Source organism: Bacillus sp. Nf3, from assembly GCF_003028545.1.
GTDB classification, from domain to species: domain Bacteria; phylum Bacillota; class Bacilli; order Bacillales; family Bacillaceae; genus Bacillus; species Bacillus safensis.
The window spans coordinates 479,522-497,720 of record NZ_PYUA01000003.1 but is presented as its reverse complement, the minus strand read 5'-3'; the positions used below and the strand labels follow the sequence as shown (position 1 = coordinate 497,720).

Here is an 18,199-nt window from a genome sequence, read left to right as displayed (position 1 = left end):
TCGAAAGTTTTTTGCAAAATAAAAAAAAGGCTGAGTTTTTTCACTCAGCCTTTTTTATCATTTCATACTGATTTAATTTTTATTCTAATTCTAATTGTTCTAGCGCCTCTTCAGCTTCCGGCTGCGCTACCCCGTTATTATCCAAACCGTAATGCTCGCGAATTTGCTCCTGGATCATCAGCATGATATCTTTATTTTCTTTTAGGAACTGTTTCGCATTTTCACGGCCTTGCCCAAGACGTTCCTCTTGGTAAGAATACCAAGCACCGCTCTTTTGTACGATATCTAGTTCGCTTCCAAGGTCGATGATTTCTCCCTCTTTTGAGATCCCTTCACCGTACATAATGTCTACTTCCGCAATACGGAATGGCGGTGCTACTTTGTTTTTCACCACTTTAATTCTCGTTTTATTCCCCATAATATCATTGCCTTGTTTCAGCTGTTCAGCACGGCGCACTTCTAAACGAACAGACGAATAGAACTTCAGCGCACGTCCACCAGGCGTTGTTTCAGGGTTACCGAACATGACCCCAACTTTTTCACGAATTTGGTTAATAAAGATGGCAATTGTTTTTGATTTGTTGATAGCACCTGATAGTTTACGAAGTGCTTGGGACATCAAACGTGCTTGAAGACCAACGTGTGAATCACCCATGTCTCCTTCAATCTCTGCTTTTGGTACAAGAGCAGCTACAGAGTCAATCACAACAATATCAACTGCCCCACTGCGGACAAGAGCTTCTGCAATTTCAAGTGCTTGCTCTCCTGTATCCGGCTGAGAAAGTAACAGTTCATCAATGTTGACACCTAGTTTTTGAGCGTAAACTGGATCGAGTGCATGCTCTGCATCAATAAATGCAGCTTGTCCTCCCTGCTGCTGAACTTCAGCAATGGCATGAAGGGCTACTGTCGTTTTACCAGAACTCTCTGGACCATATACTTCGATAATACGGCCTCGGGGATATCCGCCTATTCCAAGCGCAGTATCAAGTGCTAACGAACCACTAGGTACTGTTGAAATACGTGTATCTGTTTGCTCTCCTAGTTTCATAATAGAGCCTTTACCAAACTGTTTTTCTATTTGTTTAAGAGCCATATCTAAGGCTGCTTGACGATCACTCATTCTATTGTTTCCTCCTTTATCAATTCCACTATCTATACTATACCTTGTTTTACGTCATTTGCCAAGAAAAAAACGAACACATATTCGATTTTTTTCTTGGCAGATTTTTTAAGAAAAGAGTGTTTTCTATTAGAAAAAACGCTCTTTTATAAAGGAGTAAACCTAACAAAAAACAAAATTAACTCTCTTTTAATAAGTTGAGTAAGTGATGTAGACCATATTTCACAGCGCGCTTTCGAATGCCTGACCGGCTGCCCGTAAACATCCATTCAAACACGTCCGTCTGGTCTTTCATCGATAGTCCAATGAACACTTTTCCAACAGGCTGACCCTCTTGGGTATCAGGTCCTGCTACACCCGTAAAGCTAATGCCAATATCACTTCCAGTCAGCTTTCTAACCCCTTCAGCAAGCTCTAAAGCACACTCTTTGCTGACAGCACCATAAGAAGACAGTGTTTCCTCCCGGCAGCCAAGTACCTGCTGCTTTACTTGGTTTGTATAACAAACCACACTACCGTTCAAAATGGATGATGCTCCTTCGAGATCTGTCAGCCATTCGGAGAACATTCCACCAGTCAGACTTTCTGCTGCTGCTACTGTTTTCCCGTGCTCGTGCAAGGCTTTGGACGCTTCGCGGACAAGTGATGTATCCCCATATCCGTAGAAGTACTCACCTACCCGCGCTAAAATTTGCGCTTCTGTTTCTTTTAACAGACGTTCTGTTTCTTTTTCATCCTCATGCTTAGCAGTCAGCCTTAGCGTCACTTCACCGTCAGATGCGAGTGGTGCAATCGTCGGGTTGGTTTGAGCATCAATTAAATCTTCTAGGTCTGTTTCAAGCTGCGATTCACCGATTCCGAAGAAGCGCAGAACAACAGACACAATTTTTTCCTTTAAGCCAAGCTTCTCAGAAATCAGGGGCTTTGCCTCGTTTTCAAACATCGGGTGCAATTCACTTGGCGGTCCAGGAAGAAGCATATAAAACGTATCGTCTTCTTGAACAAACATACCTGGAGCCATCCCGAAACGGTTCACGAGCACATCTGATCCTTCTAGAACGAGTGCCTGCTTACGGTTGTTCGGTGACATATCGCGGCCGGTCTTTCGAAAGTAGTCTTGAATCGATTCAAATGCTTCTTCATTTAGTACAAGCTCTTTACCAAGCGTGCTCGCAATTGTTTCTTTTGTTAAGTCATCTTTGGTTGGTCCAAGACCACCTGAGAAGATAATAAAATTAGATCTTTCCTGCGCTACCTGAATGGCCTGTTTTAAACGCTCTGGATTGTCACCAACTGCTGTGTGGTAATAAACATTCACACCAATTTCAGCTAGTTGTTTGCTGATGAATTGTGCATTCGTATTCGTAATTTGCCCTAGCAAGAGTTCGGAACCGACTGCAATAATTTCTGCTTTTCTCTCTGACTTCAAAGCGTACACGTCCTTTTTAGTTAGAATTCTTTAAAGCTTCCCAGTTTTTCGCAAAGTAATCCCAGCCTGAGACAACAGTGAAGAACACCGCTACCCACATCGCTAGATCACCAAACGGGAATGATACAAGTTCAAACGGCAGGTTATGCAGTAAAAGTGCTGAAATCGCAATGATTTGCGCCCATGTCTTCACTTTTCCAAGCATATTCGCCGCCACTACTTCACCGCCTCCGGCTAATACAAGCCTTAGACCAGTTACAGCAAATTCACGGCTAATGATCACAATCGCCATCCATGCCGGTGTGAGATTGTATTGAACAAGTATAATTAAAGCAGCTGAAACAAGCAATTTATCTGCAAGCGGATCTAAAAATTTACCAAAGTTCGTCACTAAATTAAGTTTACGTGCATAGTATCCATCAATCCAGTCAGTTGTTGAAGCGACAATAAACAGGATCGCTCCAACAAGGTGCGTCACTTCGATGCTGACGTCGCCAAAGCGTGCGACACCCCAATCAAACGGTGCAAGCATAATGATCATAAAAACAGGGATCAAGGCGATCCTAGAAAGAGTTATTTTATTCGGTAAGTTAAACATGAAATCCAATCCTCCAATAATGCAATTTTTTATGTATATATAATAGTAGGAACAAAAGAAAAGTCATCTACTTGCTTAAGATGACTTTTCCTTTCCTTTATTCACAATCACAATGTTTTGTGTCATGGTGTTCTTAGGGTCTAATTCGTACTTAAGTGTCTCGTCATTTACCTTGATCTCAATTCCAGACGCATTGCCTAGACGGATATCGACCTGAGAAAGATCAGACAGGTCTGTTTTAAACGATTCGCCATCTTTTAGTTCACCCATCTTCAGCACTTTTCCAGATTCGTCTCTTACGCGCAGCCATGAAGCTTGCGAAGCAGAAATGGTTAACTCCATTTCGTCTGCACCTGATACTTCATACGTTGTTGTCGAGCCTTCTGTATTCGTAGCCTTTAAAGAGACAGTTTCATCGTCTTTTGATGAATCGTCTTTTTTAGATGATTTTTCTTTATCATCTGACGAAGTTTTTTCTTTTTTCTTTTGATCTTTTGCAAGAGATGAATCCTCAGATACTTCATATTTAGATTCTGATTGCTGAGGGGCCGCCTGATTATTCTTCTGTCCGCTATCATGATTGACCGCCTGCACGATCACATAAATGATGGCGATGACCACAATGATGCCTCCAATAATTAAAATTGTCGGCAATAATTCAAGGACTTTCGAGGCAGGCTTTGGCAGCTCTCTTTGCGGCTTAATATTCGATAATTTATCAGATACTTCATCATTGTACGTGCTTGGAACATCTTTACGAAACTCTTCGAACAATTGTTCAGGATTCAGTCCAACGGCTTCGGCATATTGTTTAATAAACGCTCTAACGTAAAATTTACCTGGAATAATATCATAGTTTCCTTGTTCGATTGCTAGCAAATAGCGCTTTTGGATCTTGGTAACCGTCTGAAGATCCTCCAGCGACATCCCTTTTTCCTCTCTGGCCTCAACGAGCCGTTTTCCCAATTCAGTCAAAACAAACACCTACCATTACCATATTAAAAATCGAAGCCAGAAAAACCAGAATGATCAAACACTTGTGGTTCTTCAGCGTGTTCATATGTAATCTCTTCGTCTGCGCTATTACGCAATTCAATGATATAGTCGAAATCATCCATTGTATATTCTGAATTTTGAATAAAGATGTCTGGATGCTCGACCACCTTTGTTGCCGGCAGTCTCATAATTTCCCTTAAAAGCTGCAAATGCTTCTCAGAACCTCTTCTTGTCGATACAATCCCATCAATAATAAAGACGTTATCTGGGCTGTATTCATCTGCGATCAGCTGACTTCGGATCGTCTGTTTCAAAAGAGTAGACGATACAAACAGCCATCTCTTGCTTGCACAAACACTTGAAGCCACAATTGATTCTGTTTTTCCGACACGCGGCATACCGCGAATCCCAATCAATTTATGTCCTTCTTTTTTAAAGAGTTCAGCCATAAAATCAACAAGAAGACCGAGCTCGTCTCTTTCAAAACGGAACGTCTTTTTGTCATCCGCATCACGCTGTATGTATCTTCCATGACGAACAGCTAAGCGGTCACGAAGCTTTGGCTGTCTTAATTTCGTTACTTTTATCGTTTCCATTGTATTTAAAATTGATTCAAGCCGCTTAATTTGATCTGTGTGGTCACAGCGTAAAAGCATTCCGCGTCTTGATACATCAACACCATTGATTGTCACAATATTAATTGAAAGCATCCCCATTAGAGAAGAAATGTCTCCTAAAAGTCCGGGACGGTTTACCTGTATCTCATATTCAAAATACCATTCGAGCTTTGCCAAATGATATTACCCCCTTCATTGTGGCAAATTTTTACCTTCCTTTATCATAAAGCATTTTCACATTTTTAGAAAGCACAATGTTGTGAAACGGTTAAAATAAAAAGAGAGGCACAAACGACCCCTCTTTTTGTTTAGTGCGAGCTATTATTTTCAACTAACTTGACCATCATATTTGCAATGGCACGCTGCTCATCTTCTGATGCAACGCTCCAAAGGTCAGCAAGTACTCTTTCCTGCTCGTTCTTTGCCTCAACTTCGTTAGCTAGATATCCGCCAATTTCATATGCAAGGTTATTGATGGTCTCATCTTCTAAACCTTTATCCTGCGCATGATTTAAGCGATCACCTAAAAAGTTTTTCCAATGGTCCCAGTTCTCAAGTACAGACATGTCGATTCCTCCATTCGAAAAGATGAATTACAGCCATAGCTTTTGTCATGGAGAGACGAATTATACACGTTTTTTAACAGTACCAGCCGCCATTAACAGATAAAATTTGACCTGTGATATAACTTGACTGTTTTGAGGCGAGAAACCAAATGACATCGGCAACTTCCTCAGGCGATGCAAGCCGGCCAAGCGGGATTTCTTCTTCCAGCATTGCGATGTCTTCCTGCGTAAAACTATTCATCATGTCTGTTTTGACAGCACCTGGGGAGACAGCATTTGCTCTAATTCCACTTGGGGCAAGCTCTTTTGCTAATCCTTTTATAAACGCATTTTGCGCACCTTTGACCATGCTGTACAGCACTTCACACGATGCTCCCGTTTCTCCCCATATCGAGCTGACCGCAATGATATGGCCTGCTTTCTTTTGGATCATGGCAGGTAAAAGGGATTGGGTAAGCTCATATGGACTTGTGACATGAAGCTGCACCATACTGGCTAATACATCTTTTTCTGTGTCTGTCACCAATCCGACATGGCTCCTGCCGCTATTTAAAACAAGTATATCTGGACAGAGTGGCAGGCGGCTGACAAGCTCATCTGCTCCGCCCGTTATAGCTAAATCTGCTTGAACGACATGCGTCTGAATGTGATATGCCTCATCCAAATGAGCGGCGAGGAGCACAGCTGCCTGTTCATTTTTATGATAATGAAGCATTAGGTTGCAGCCTTCTTGGGCAAGCTTTTTGGCTGCTGCCTGCCCAATCCCGCCACTGGCACCTGTTATCAGCGCCCAACGACTCATCACATTGATTCCTTCTTTCTATATAGAATAACTATTCTTTTCGTTTAAATGGGAACCAGTTGGCTGATCCGAACAATTTCACCATTACAGGTACGAACAATGGTAGCACAACGAGTGCGTACAATAAAAGTCCTGTGAGGACAAGTGTTGCAATCTGCAAGAGAGACAGCACACCTGATGGAAGCATTGCGGCAAATGTTCCTGCCAGAATAACAGCAGCAGACATAATGACAGACCCCATATTTTTCATTGATTCGGTCATGGCAAACTGGATGTCTTTTGTTTTGTATTCATTAAACCGCTCCATTAAGAAAATCGAATAATCGACTCCGAGCGCCATTAATATGACAAATCCAAAGAATGGTACAGCCCAGTTAATGCCTGGATATCCGAAGAAATGGGTGAAAATAAATTCTGTTATACCGATTGCTGTAAAGTAAGTCAATATGAGTGAACCTACCAAGTACAGCGGCATAACAAGCGAACGGAACAAGATCACCAAAATAAGGAAAATACCAATCATCATGTAAAGCACTGTCTTATTGAAATCTTGGTCTGACAGCTGTTTCAGATCAGCGTTCATACTTGATACACCTGAAACACCAAATGACGCATCTTTTAGGTTTGTTTCAGGAAGTGCCCTTTCAACAGAAGCTTCCACTTGTTTTATTGTCGACAGAGCTTCATTTCCATATGGATTTTTTTCTAAAATGACATCAATTTTTGTCATCTTGCGATCATCTGACATGTATGAATCAAATACTTGCTTGAACGCTTTATTTTTTAAGACGTCTTTTGGAATAAACCAGCCGGCCATGTCTTGATCTGGTGCATTTTTCAGTTCATCTAAGTAGTCACCTGCACCCATTAAGCCGCTCGAAATTTTCTCCAGTCCATTAACACTTTTGTTCAGACCATCTGTCAGCTTTGTCAGATCATCCCCAAAGCCGCCAATCTTTTCTTTCATTTGCTTTTGACCATTAATGATGTCGCCCGCTCCATTTGCAAGCTTTGGCATATTATCAGCTAATTGTCCTTGGCCTTTAGACGTTTGATCCAGTCCAGTTTCAACTGCATCTAAGCCAGCAATGAGTTCATCGATTTGACTCGTCAAGACTTTTTGCTGCTCTGAAGCTTTTGCGATAAAGGCATCAGCTGCTTCAAGCTGCTTTCTAGCTTCTTTCGCTTGTTTAGCATAGCTGTCTGCCTGTTTCGCCCCTTCTTGCAAAGTCGCAGAAAGTTCATTGTACGAAGCTTTGATCGCTTGATAAGATTGATTTTCTTTTACCTGCGGGATTTGCTTTTCCAGTGTACTAAATTGTGTATTTGCTTGTTTGATTAACGCTTTTACATCTGCTGCGGCAGAGGATGATGTATCCACTTGCGCTAATGCCGCCTTTAATTCTTTGGAAATGCTTTTATACAGTGAAACTTGCTGATTCACTTGTGCGACTTGAGCCATTAATTCCTTTTTCGCACCTTTGATTTCAGCTTTAATGGTTGCTACACCTTTTTTGTTTTGATCAATTCCGTCTTGCAAATCCCTTAAATGTTTTTCAACATTTTGAATGCCTGTTTGCACTGATTCTGTACCAGAAATCAGCTGGTTAATCCCTTTTCCTGATGATTTGATTTGCGGCGTTTGATCCTCAATGGATTGACTCATTGTTGTCAGTGCATCTTGGATGTTTTTCAATCCTTCATTGCTTTTATCAAGCCCTGTGTTCAGTTCCTTGGCTTGTGATTTCACGTACAGATCACTCAGCCCTTTACCGACAGGACGGGTGGCACTTCTGACTTTGCTGACGCCATCTGTTTGTTCAATTGCACGGCTGAGTTTTTCGATGGCAATCAGCCCTTCATTGTTGTCTAAAACATCAGCTGATTTCACGACCACTGTTGCCGGAAGTGCTTCACCTGGTCCAAACTTGTCAGAAATGGTATTGAATGCGTTGACCGATTCGTATTTATTACCGATTTCATCTAAGCTGTTATAAGAAAGGGTTCCTTTATACATCAGAATGGGCGGAAGTGTAATGATTCCTACGATTAATAAGCTGAAAAGCGGTTTCTTAAATGAAAAGCCGCCTGCTGTTTCCCACATTTTTGACTGCGGGTGAGCAATATCGCCTTTAATCGGCCAAAATAACACCTTTCCTAAAACCGCCATAAAGAACGGTACAATCGTGAGAAGGGCCACAATGAGCACAGCAACCCCGACTGCTACTGCAACAGCTGATTTATAAAGCTGAAATTGTGCCAGACCAATACATGTAAAACCGATCAGAACCGCAATTCCGCTGAATAAGACGGTCTTTCCTGCTGTTTTATACGTAATGAGAATCGCTTCAATTTTATCTTTACCGTGTGCGATCTCTTCCTTAAAGCGGCTGAGAAGCAGTATACAGTAGTCCGTTCCAATTCCAAACATGATCGCGACCATAAAGATTTGAGTAAAGGTCGAGAGCGGAAAGTCTACATATTTTACTAAATAAGCCACGATCGATTGACTCACCAAGTAAGAGAGTGCCACTGCGACTAACGGAACGAAAGGCGCCACAGCTGATCTAAAGACAAGAACAAGGACGACGAGAATAAACCCAATCGTAATGAATTCTGTTTTCTTCAAGCCTTCCTGCGAACTTGTGATAACATCATCATCAATTAACGGCTGCCCTGTCATTTCAAATTTCAGGTTTAAGCTTTTCAGCTTTTCATTGACTCTTTCTTTAAAATCAGACGCTTTGATTTTGTTTGAGTCATATGTAACTGGAACAAGAAGTGTCGTTTGATCTTTGGAGAGCATTTGTTTTTTAATATCTTTATTGGCTTCAAAGTAAGAAGTGATGTCCTCTATGTGGAGGTCTTGATCCTTTTCTAAAATGTCCATTGCCTTTTTTAAAGAAGTTTCTCTTTCTTTCACAATGTTCTTTTCTTGAAAGACAATGACGATTGATTTTTCTGTATCGCCGTTTTCAGACATTTTCTTTAATAACTGATTGGCATATGAGGACGGATAGCCGTCTGGTACAGAAATTTGCCCTTTTTCTTTCGTTAATTGCGCCATATTAGGAGCGGTGATGAGTAACACTGCCGCTAATACAACCCACAGGATCGTGATCAGCCATCTACCCTTTATGATTGCTCTCATTAGTACTTTGTGCCTCCTCTTCGATGATCACTTGATAGATCTTTTCATATGTTTGAATAAATGATTCCATTTCTTTTTCTTCAAGCTTCTCAAAATAAGATCGAACTAGGTCTTGAAGCTGCTTTTCCATTCGGCTGACTACATCTTTGCCCTCTGGCGTGACGTACAGGTGAACATTTCTTCTGTCTGCTTGATCATGTTCACGAAAAATATAGTTTTTCGTAAAAAGACGATTGGTCATGGATGTTACAGCACTTTTGTTTACATTACATACATATGCCAGGTCTGTTGATGTACACCCCGGATGTAAATTGATGTATCGAAGGGAGTAATATTGATCAAGCGTCAGCTCTTTATCAAGCTTTTCTGTGATCATACTCGATACTTTTTTCTCCATCATGAGATAGACATCTGCATACCTCTGGATGAGCTGGGCAATTTTATTGTGTTCCATACGCTGCTCCTTTTTAGTTTAAGTGTTTAACTATTAAAGAGTTTAACTAACGAACAAAACAATTGTCAATGAATATCCTCGCAAATAAAGCGGATTTTTCAATGAACATAAAAAAAGACAAACTCTGCCGATATGAGTTTGTCTTTTTACATTTATTTTGTTTTTGGGACGACTTTGAAAACGGACATCCGTTCTTCATCAATTTCTTCATCTAAAATTTGCTGAATATCAGCTAATTGAATTTGTTCCAGCACTGTGACGACATCAAATAAGCTCATGTCTAAGAAGGCATATCGAGTAAATTGGTTCGCAATGTATTCTGGAGAATTCATGGCTTTTAAAAAGCTACCGATTTTTTTCTTGCGTGCAAGCTCAATTTTCTCCTCTGTCATGAGGCTTTTTGCTTGAAGAAGGGTTTCTTTTAATACTTTTGCAAGTTGATCGGGATCATTTGTATCCCCGCCAACAGAAGTGAAGCCAAAGCCGCCTTCTTCTGTATAATCGTAGCTGAATGTTTCATCAATTAAGCCTTTTTCATACATCTGTTCATATTGTAAAGAGCTTTTGCCAAACAGCGTCTCTAAAATGAGGTTCATCCCAAGCTCATGCTTTAGCAGCTGATTTCCTTTTTTATGCGGATTTTTTGTTTTCAAACCGAACATACATTTAGAGCCTTGTACGTTCATTGGAAGTTCGTATTCTTTCCGGTATACACCTTCAGGCTCATTAATGTCTTTTCGTTTGATCTCCGGCTGGTCTGTAAATGGCTTTTTCGCCTGGTTTGCTCTGACTTGATCTAAAATTTGCTTCGGATCAACCGGACCGACAACGAATAGAAGCATATTGCTCGGGTGATAGAACGTTTCATAGCATTCATACAAATGATCTTTTGTAATAGGGGCAATGCTCGCTACTGTTCCAGCAATATCTATTCTCACAGGATGTTCTTGATATAAATTTTCAATCAGACCAAAGAATAAACGCCAGTCCGGATTGTCATCATACATGTTAATCTCTTGGCCAATGATGCCCTTTTCTTTTTCGACTGTTTTTTCAGTAAAATAAGGCTCTTGAACAAAGTCAATGAGTGTCTCAAGGTTTTGTTCGACATTTGAGGTGCTAGAGAATAAATAAGCCGTTCTCGTAAACGTTGTAAAAGCGTTTGCGGATGCTCCTTGTTTACTAAAGGTATGAAACACGTCTCCATCTTCTTTTTCAAACAGCTTATGCTCTAAGAAATGGGCAATTCCGTCAGGCACTCGAATCATGTCTTCTTTGCCAAGCGGCACAAATTCATTATCAACTGAGCCATATTTTGTTGTAAAGGTTGCATAGGTTTTGTTAAACCCTTGCTTTGGCAGCACATAGACGTCAAGTCCGCTTTCCATTTTTTCGTGATAGACCGTTTCTTGCAGCTGATCGAATTGAATTGTTTTCACTGTCATGAAGCACCCTCCGTTCCTTTAAGAAAATAGGTCGTATCCCATTCGATTTTCTGACCCACTTTGATGATGTCCTCTTTTGTCACTCGGTCTAATGCTTCTAAAAAGGAATCAAGGGTTTCCCCAGTTGGCACAACGGCATGCTGATACAAATATTCTGCTGTCCCATAAGACGTATCGATCGTTTCAAGCAGCTGGTTTTTGACGACTGCTTTTGTTTGATCAATTGCTTCATCAGAAAAATCACCTTTTTGCATCGCTTCAAATTGTTCTTTGATGATGTCTACTGCCTGCTGGTAGTTGCCGACTTCAATTCCTGACATGACCATCATCAAGCCTTTAAAGCTCTCAAGTCTAGACACAGCGTAGTACGCAAGACTTGCTTTTTCACGAACATTGATGAATAGCTTAGAATGCGAGAAACCGCCGAATATACCATTAAACAAATGCAGCGCCGGATAATCTTTATCTGCAATCGTTGTATGTGTGCGAAAGCCGATGTTCAGTTTGCCTTGTTTTACGTCCTCTTCATCAATGACTTCTTTTGGTTCATTTTGAGGTCTTGCTGATTCAGTCTGTTGTTGTTTGACCGGTTCTCTTTCACTTGTTTTAAAGTATTGGGAGACCATTCGGCTGATGTCTTGTTCGTCAACATCTCCTACTACATAAAGATCAAGCTGATTTGATTGAAGCGCATACTCATAAGCTTCAAAGAGCGAGTGAGCGGTGATTGCGTCGATGTCTTCCATTTCACCATTGACGTGCAGTGCATATGGTTCACCTTTACACATTTCCTGCACGAGTCTTAAATTCGAATAACGCATTTTGTCATCATAGACTGCCTGAATTCGCTGTTTTAACGTGCGTTTTTCTTGATCTACATATAATTGACTAAACACCCCATCTTCAACATACGGGTGGAATAATAGGTCAGATAGTAAGGCAATCCCTTTTTCTAGTAAAGGGGTTTGATCCTTTAAATATTTTTCATTCGCCATTTCCAAGCGGAAGGTAATGATGTGATTCTCACCTTTTTTCGCCATGTCTGCTGAAACGCTTGCTCCATAGAGCTCATCAAAATAAGCACGCAATGCACCTGTTTTCGGCATCTTTTCTGTTCCTCTTAACAACACATGCGGGAAAAGAGAACGCATGGTGACGTCATCTTTGGATAACGGTGCAAGCATTTTAAAAAGGATTGTCACGGTTTTAAATTTTTCTGTTTTGACAATATGAGTATGAAGACCAGGTGTGTCCAGTGTCTTCTCTTGTAAGTACGTCATGAGAAACCTCCTTTGTTCATCCTATTTATTATGTATTAGAACATAGCTGATATATACGTGAAACAGCCATTTAATAGACATTATATCAATCAGAGGAAAGGATAGGAAATAAAAACGCCTCTGCTCAAAGCAGAGACGCCAGTCATTATTTCGTTCTAAACGGCCACCAATTCCATTTACCAAAAATACGAACCATAACCGGAATAAAGAGCGGCAATACAACAAAAGCATATAATAAAAGTCCAATGAGTACGACCGTTGCAATTTCAACAAGTGATAATACTCCTGATGGCAGCATAGCGGCGAACGTACCTGCTAGAATGGCCACTGCAGAAATAATGACAGAACCCATATTTCTCATCGCTGATATCATCGATGCTTGCACATGCTCTCCCTTCCATTCATTAAAACGATCCATGAGGAAGATGGAATAATCGATCCCGAGCGTCACAAGAATAACAAAGCTGAAAAATGGGACAGCCCAGCTGACACCATCGTAGCCAAAAAATGTTTTAAAGATCCATTCTGTTAACCCGATCGATGTAAAATACGTTAAAATCAGTGAAAGTGTTAAGTATACCGGCATGACGATTGACCGTAATAAAATAATTAAGATAATAAAAATACCAATTAACATGAAGATGACAGTTCGAATAAAGTCACCGTCAGACGTTTCTTTTAAGTCCACATTTAAACTTGAGATACCAGATACACCGTATTTGGCATTTTTGAGTCCACTTACAGGTAAATATTGATCAAGGGTTTCCTCAATTTTTGCGACACCTTTCATCGCTTCATTGCTGTATGGATTCACATTTAGGATGACTTCAAAAGTCGTTAGTTTACGATCTGGAGACATATACGTATGGAAGATTTGCTTAAATTCTTGGCGTTTCAGCACTTCTTCTGGAATAAACCAGCCCGTTATTTCTTCATCTGGCGCTTGCTGAAGCTGCTTTAAGTAGCCGTCAGCCTCGGTGAAGCCGCTTTTGACCTGCTCAAGCCCTTCAATACTTTCATCTAATCCATCTGTTAATAATGTAAGTTTTGATGAAAGCTGGCTAAATCCTTTTTTGATGGCTTTTTGGCCGTCTGTCAGCTGATCTGCACCATCTTCAATTTTAGGCATTTCTTTAATCAATTGTTTTTGGCCCTCATTTGTTTGGTCAAGACCGTCATAAATTTGATCAAGCCCATCCATGAGCGCTTGCACTTGTCGTTTTACTTCTTTTTGCTTGCTTGATAAGGTTTGGATCACTTGATCTGCCTGCTTGATCTTTTGCTTAAAGTGAGAGGCTTCCTCTTCATATACACTCATTTGATCCCCTGCTTGATCAAGCATTCCTTTTGTTTCTTTGAATACTTTCTTGATTTCTTTATATTCTTCCATGTCTTTTACTTCTGGAAGACGATTTTCTAGTGCTTCGAATGAAAGATTTTCATAAGATTTCTTTACTTTCTTAATGGTTGTCATCAGCTGTTGATTCGATTTCGCATGGCGTTCCAGTGTATTCACCACTTGCTCTAGCTCTTGAATCATCGTTTCGCTGCTGCGATATTCTTGCTCTAATTCTTTTTTCGCTTCTTTGATTTTACTTCGAATCGTGCCGACGCCTTCTTTACTGCGCCTCACCCCATCTTCTAATGAGATAAGGGATTCCCTGACTTCTCCGATACCGCTTTTGATTGCTTTCGTTCCATCAATCAGCTTGTCAATGCCTTGAGCGGATTCTTCAATTTTTGGTTTTTGTTTGAGAAGGGCCAGATTTGTTTCGGTCAAGCCATCAGAAATTTTCCCGATTCCTTCATGTCCTTTGCCAAGTTCTCCTCCCAGTTCTTTCGCTTGAGAGGTGACATAAAGCTGGCTCAGCCCATCTCCAACAGGGCGCGTGACACTGCGGACTGTTTTGACTTCGTCAATATCATTTAATTTACGGGTCAGTTTTTCAATGATCACAATCTTTTCTTGATTATCTAGCTTATTGTCACTTTCAACAAGCACATTCAGCGGCAGCGCTTCACCAAAGCCAAATTGCTCTGATATCGTATTAAATGCAGACACCGACTCATACTTATTCCCAATTTCATTTAAACTGTTATAAGATAGGGTGCCGTCGTACATCAGAATAGGAGGCACCGTAATAAGAGCGACTAAACCTAAGCTGATCAGCGGCCTTCTAAATGAAAAGCGCCCAGCCCATTCCCACATTTTACTTTGCGGGTGCCGAATGTTTTCTCTTTTAGATGGCCAGAATAGAGATTTTCCGAAAACAGACATAAAAAAGGGAACGATGGTGACAAGGGCTATCAGCAGAACACCCACTCCAACGGCAACACTAACGGCTGATTGATACAATTGGAATTTAGCAAATCCAATACTTGAGAAGCCGACTAACACGGCTAAGCCGCTGAAAAATACCGTCTTCCCTGCACATTGATACGTGACGATAATCGACTCTTTGACATCACGGCCTTGACCGATCTCCTCTTTAAAACGGCTTAACAGCAGGATGCAATAATCTGTTCCGATACCGAACATAATGGCTACCATAAAAATCTGAGTAAAATTAGATAGAGGAAATTGTGTATATTCTACAAGAAAAGCCACAATACACCGGCTGACAGCGTAGGAAATGCCTATCGTAATGAGCGGAACAACAGGTGCCAATATTGATCTGAAAACAATTATTAAAATAAAGAAAATAAAAATCATCGTGATAAGTTCAGTTTTCTTCAGACCTTGTTGAGAGCTTTTAATGACATCTGAATCCACAAATTTTTGACCCGTTATTTCATATGAGACATGATAGGGCTTTAAAACTTCCTCAATTTGTTCTTTAATCTTCACAGCTTTTGTTTCGTAGTGGTCGAATTTGAATGGAACAAGAAGTGTACTTTTATCCTTTGATAAAAGTTGTTTTTGAATGTCCGGATCTACATGAAAATATGAAGTAATTCCGTCAATGTGGAGTTCTGGGGCATGTGTCATGAGTGCAGCTAAAGCCTTTTTTAATTCCTGCTCTTTCGCAGGGAACAGATGTTGTTCGGAGAATACAAGCACACCTGTATCTTTTTTCCCGTTCTTATCTGACAGCTTATCCAATAGGTGAAGTGCCTCAGCTGTTGGTGTCCCCTCCGGAACCTTTAATTGCCCTTTTTCTCTTGTTAATTCCTCTAAATTGGGCGCAGTAATAAACAGTATCACAGCTGTTATCATCCACACCACTAATACAATCCATCTTGCTTTAATTATTTGCAACATAGCTGCTTCAAGCTCCTTCTAGTTCATCAATCAATTTGCTGTATTTGAGCGTGTCTGAAGTGCTGACTGCGTCTCCTTCAAATGGCAGGATGACCTATTCAATTGTCCTTACGTGTTGAAGAAACACATCTCCATCATCAGCACGCGAGCTCAATTTCTGCCTAAAGAAAGACAGAAAATGAATGTTTTTGAACACCTCCAATTTGGGATAATTTAAAAGATATTACTATACATTAGTTTAACTATCAAAATTTTACATGTCAATTTATAAAAAAGAAAAAAGATGGCAAAATGCCGTCTTTTTTCTATATTTAAACTGTTTTCAATTGTTCACTCTCATCCTCTTCATCTGGCTGGATGAAAAAGAGGACCAAAAATAGTGAAATGAGACTGCAAATGGTCGAGAGAATAAAAACAATGGAGTCCCCTTTATCCATAAGATAGGCAAAAATCGGAGGTCCTAAAGCAACACCGATAAAACGCATACTGCTATAAAATGACGTAATGGTACCGCACTGTTCTTTTTCAATTCCTTCAGTAATCAGCGCATCAAGTGCAGGCAACACAATACCGATACCAACACCGCCAATGCTTAAACAGATAAACAATACGTAAAAGCTGTGATTCCACCATAAAAAAATATAAGAAAGTGATAACAAAGCCATACCTGCGATTAAAAAGATTCTCATTTTGCCTTTTTCTTTTCCAATCGTTTTTCCAGCAACGAAGGAACTGATTGATAGAAAAAGGAGCGGAATACTGAGCAGGAACCCTTTTTTGACACCTTTTATTTGATAAGCAGCCTCTAGATTATCGGATAAGTAAAAAAGCACACCAAAAAGAAGGAACATAATAAAACCGCCAATAGCAAAAATGGCATAAAGCCAGCGTCCTTCATGCTTAAAAATGGTCTTTGTTGATTTTAAAAATTCTTTAAATGAGGGCGGGTCCTCCTCTTTTTTTGCCGACTCTACCATGAACAGTACCATGAGAAAGCTGATGGCTGAAAAGAACGGAATGAACCAAAACGGCACATACCAAAACCATGAAGCAAGAAGTGCTCCAATAATCGGGCTTAGTACCTTTCCCGCTGTGTTAGAGGTTTCAATGGCCCCAAGTCCCGCACTGACCTCTTCATCATCATGAAACAAATCTCCTATAAATGGCATAACAACAGGTGCCGCTCCAGCTGAACCGACACCTTGAAGGACCCTGCCAAGAAGAATCCACATATACGGTTCTTTCATGATTGTTGAGGCGACTGCTGCCACAGCCCCTCCAAGTCCGGCGATTAAAAGACACGGCAGCAGTACCTTTTTCCGCCCAATCCGGTCTGATAAATAACCGGCGATTGGAATACATAAGATTGCTACAACCGAATATACCGTAATAATGAGAGAGACTTGAAAGGAAGTGATCGAGAGTTTCTTTTCTATCTCTGGCAATACAGGTATTAGCATCGAGTTCCCTAGTGTCATGATTAGAGGGACTGATGATAACGCAATGATATTCTTTTTACTGACTGTTTTCTCGCCCAACATCATTCACCCAATTCTATATACTGTTACGTATTAGTGTGGCAAGTTTGACGAGTATTATGTATGGCAAACAAAAAGCAGCCGCCTATGAAAGCGACTGCTTTTTAAAATCGTTTGCGTATGACATGAAAGCTGAATTTATCTGCTCGAAAATAATTGAGGGAGTATAAGACCGGCTGATCATCCTGATCATAGTGCATTTGTTTGAGTAATAATAACGCCGTTTCAGGGTCACAATCTAGAATCGGTGAGACCTGATCGTGGTACCCAATTGGTTCAATGTCTGCAACTGCATATTTAATCCCACTGTGCGGTTCTCTTCCAAAAAGCTCAAAAAGAGACTCTTCTTCATGTGTAAAAGAAGCGGGAAGGTGTTTGACTGGAATTTTATCTAAACAATAAACAACTGGCTGTCCATCTGCCGTTCGAACGCGTTCCATTGAAAAAATCCCATCAGATTCATCACACTGAAAACGAATGACATCATTCTCTGTTGGCTCCCCTTCTTGCGAGGATAAAAAGATGGTACCAGGCGTCATATTGACCTGCTCAATCATTTTCGTGACACTTGTCAGCTGTTCTATGCCTGTCGAAAAAAGTGGTCTTGAGTTGACGAAAGTCCCCACGCCATGCCTTCTTATTAAATACTTTTCTTCTTCTAATATACGAAGGGCTTCACGCAGTGTCGCTCTGCTCACACCTAAAAGCTTTGAGAGCTCAAACTCAGAAGGCAGCTTTTCTTTTTCGGCATATACACCTGTTTGAATATCTTCTTTAATACGGTCAATCACTTTCAAATATAAATGGCGATTGTCTGTTTTGGTCGACATGTTTTCCCTCCGTCTAATCAATGCAAATGATAAGATGAGAAATCTCTATTCCGAGATAAGTTGAACATAACTATATCATGTTTTTGCAAATAAATAAATAGTCTGACA

14 protein-coding genes are annotated in these 18,199 nt (G+C 40.5%); all 14 read right to left on the bottom strand.

Annotated elements, in window-relative coordinates; genetic code table 11:
- Positions 1–79: 79 nt before the first annotated feature.
- The gene (gene recA / locus C9414_RS11975) at positions 80–1,123 is read right to left on the bottom strand and encodes a recombinase RecA (RefSeq protein ID WP_047202210.1); all 1,044 of its coding nucleotides are present in this window, start codon (positions 1,121–1,123) and stop codon (positions 80–82) included.
- Positions 1,124–1,301: 178 nt separating this feature from the next.
- Positions 1,302–2,552 carry a competence/damage-inducible protein A gene (locus C9414_RS11970; protein ID WP_107163704.1) on the bottom strand — a complete coding sequence of 417 codons (1,251 nt, stop codon included), beginning with the start codon at positions 2,550–2,552 and terminating at the stop codon, positions 1,302–1,304.
- Between the two features lie 16 nt (positions 2,553–2,568).
- On the bottom strand, positions 2,569–3,150 hold the full coding sequence (gene pgsA, locus C9414_RS11965; protein ID WP_047202208.1) for a CDP-diacylglycerol--glycerol-3-phosphate 3-phosphatidyltransferase: 582 nt from the start codon (positions 3,148–3,150) through the stop codon (positions 2,569–2,571).
- A gap of 75 nt (positions 3,151–3,225) precedes the next feature.
- Positions 3,226–4,125: a helix-turn-helix domain-containing protein gene (locus C9414_RS11960; protein WP_107163703.1), complete on the bottom strand. Its 900-nt coding sequence runs from the start codon at positions 4,123–4,125 to the stop codon at positions 3,226–3,228.
- Between the two features lie 23 nt (positions 4,126–4,148).
- Positions 4,149–4,940, bottom strand: a complete 792-nt coding sequence (locus tag C9414_RS11955; RefSeq protein WP_003211480.1) for a DUF3388 domain-containing protein — start codon at positions 4,938–4,940, stop codon at positions 4,149–4,151.
- A gap of 131 nt (positions 4,941–5,071) precedes the next feature.
- Positions 5,072–5,329 carry a DUF3243 domain-containing protein gene (locus tag C9414_RS11950; RefSeq protein ID WP_024424114.1) on the bottom strand — a complete coding sequence of 86 codons (258 nt, stop codon included), beginning with the start codon at positions 5,327–5,329 and terminating at the stop codon, positions 5,072–5,074.
- A gap of 73 nt (positions 5,330–5,402) precedes the next feature.
- A complete protein-coding gene (gene ymfI / locus C9414_RS11945) occupies positions 5,403–6,131 on the bottom strand; it encodes an elongation factor P 5-aminopentanone reductase (protein ID WP_047202206.1) in 729 nt (242 codons plus the stop codon).
- A 31-nt stretch (positions 6,132–6,162) separates the two neighbouring features.
- A complete protein-coding gene (locus C9414_RS11940; RefSeq protein ID WP_107163702.1) occupies positions 6,163–9,282 on the bottom strand; it encodes an MMPL family transporter in 3,120 nt (1,039 codons plus the stop codon).
- Positions 9,260–9,736, bottom strand: a complete 477-nt coding sequence (locus tag C9414_RS11935) for a MarR family winged helix-turn-helix transcriptional regulator (RefSeq protein WP_060699030.1) — start codon at positions 9,734–9,736, stop codon at positions 9,260–9,262. The genes C9414_RS11940 and C9414_RS11935 overlap by 23 nt, the downstream gene beginning before the upstream one ends.
- A gap of 152 nt (positions 9,737–9,888) precedes the next feature.
- The gene (yfmH, locus tag C9414_RS11930; protein ID WP_107163701.1) at positions 9,889–11,181 is read right to left on the bottom strand and encodes an EF-P 5-aminopentanol modification-associated protein YfmH; all 1,293 of its coding nucleotides are present in this window, start codon (positions 11,179–11,181) and stop codon (positions 9,889–9,891) included.
- Positions 11,178–12,461 (bottom strand): EF-P 5-aminopentanol modification-associated protein YfmF, encoded by a 1,284-nt coding sequence (gene yfmF / locus C9414_RS11925; protein ID WP_107163700.1) that lies wholly within the window; start codon positions 12,459–12,461, stop codon positions 11,178–11,180. Before yfmF ends, yfmH begins: the two co-directional genes overlap by 4 nt.
- A gap of 145 nt (positions 12,462–12,606) precedes the next feature.
- Positions 12,607–15,723 (bottom strand): MMPL family transporter, encoded by a 3,117-nt coding sequence (locus C9414_RS11920; RefSeq protein WP_107163699.1) that lies wholly within the window; start codon positions 15,721–15,723, stop codon positions 12,607–12,609.
- Positions 15,724–16,034: 311 nt separating this feature from the next.
- Positions 16,035–17,264: a bacillibactin exporter BcbE gene (gene bcbE, locus C9414_RS11915; protein WP_224929260.1), complete on the bottom strand. Its 1,230-nt coding sequence runs from the start codon at positions 17,262–17,264 to the stop codon at positions 16,035–16,037.
- Between the two features lie 101 nt (positions 17,265–17,365).
- Positions 17,366–18,091, bottom strand: a complete 726-nt coding sequence (locus C9414_RS11910; RefSeq protein ID WP_039178693.1) for a GntR family transcriptional regulator — start codon at positions 18,089–18,091, stop codon at positions 17,366–17,368.
- Positions 18,092–18,199 lie beyond the last annotated feature (108 nt).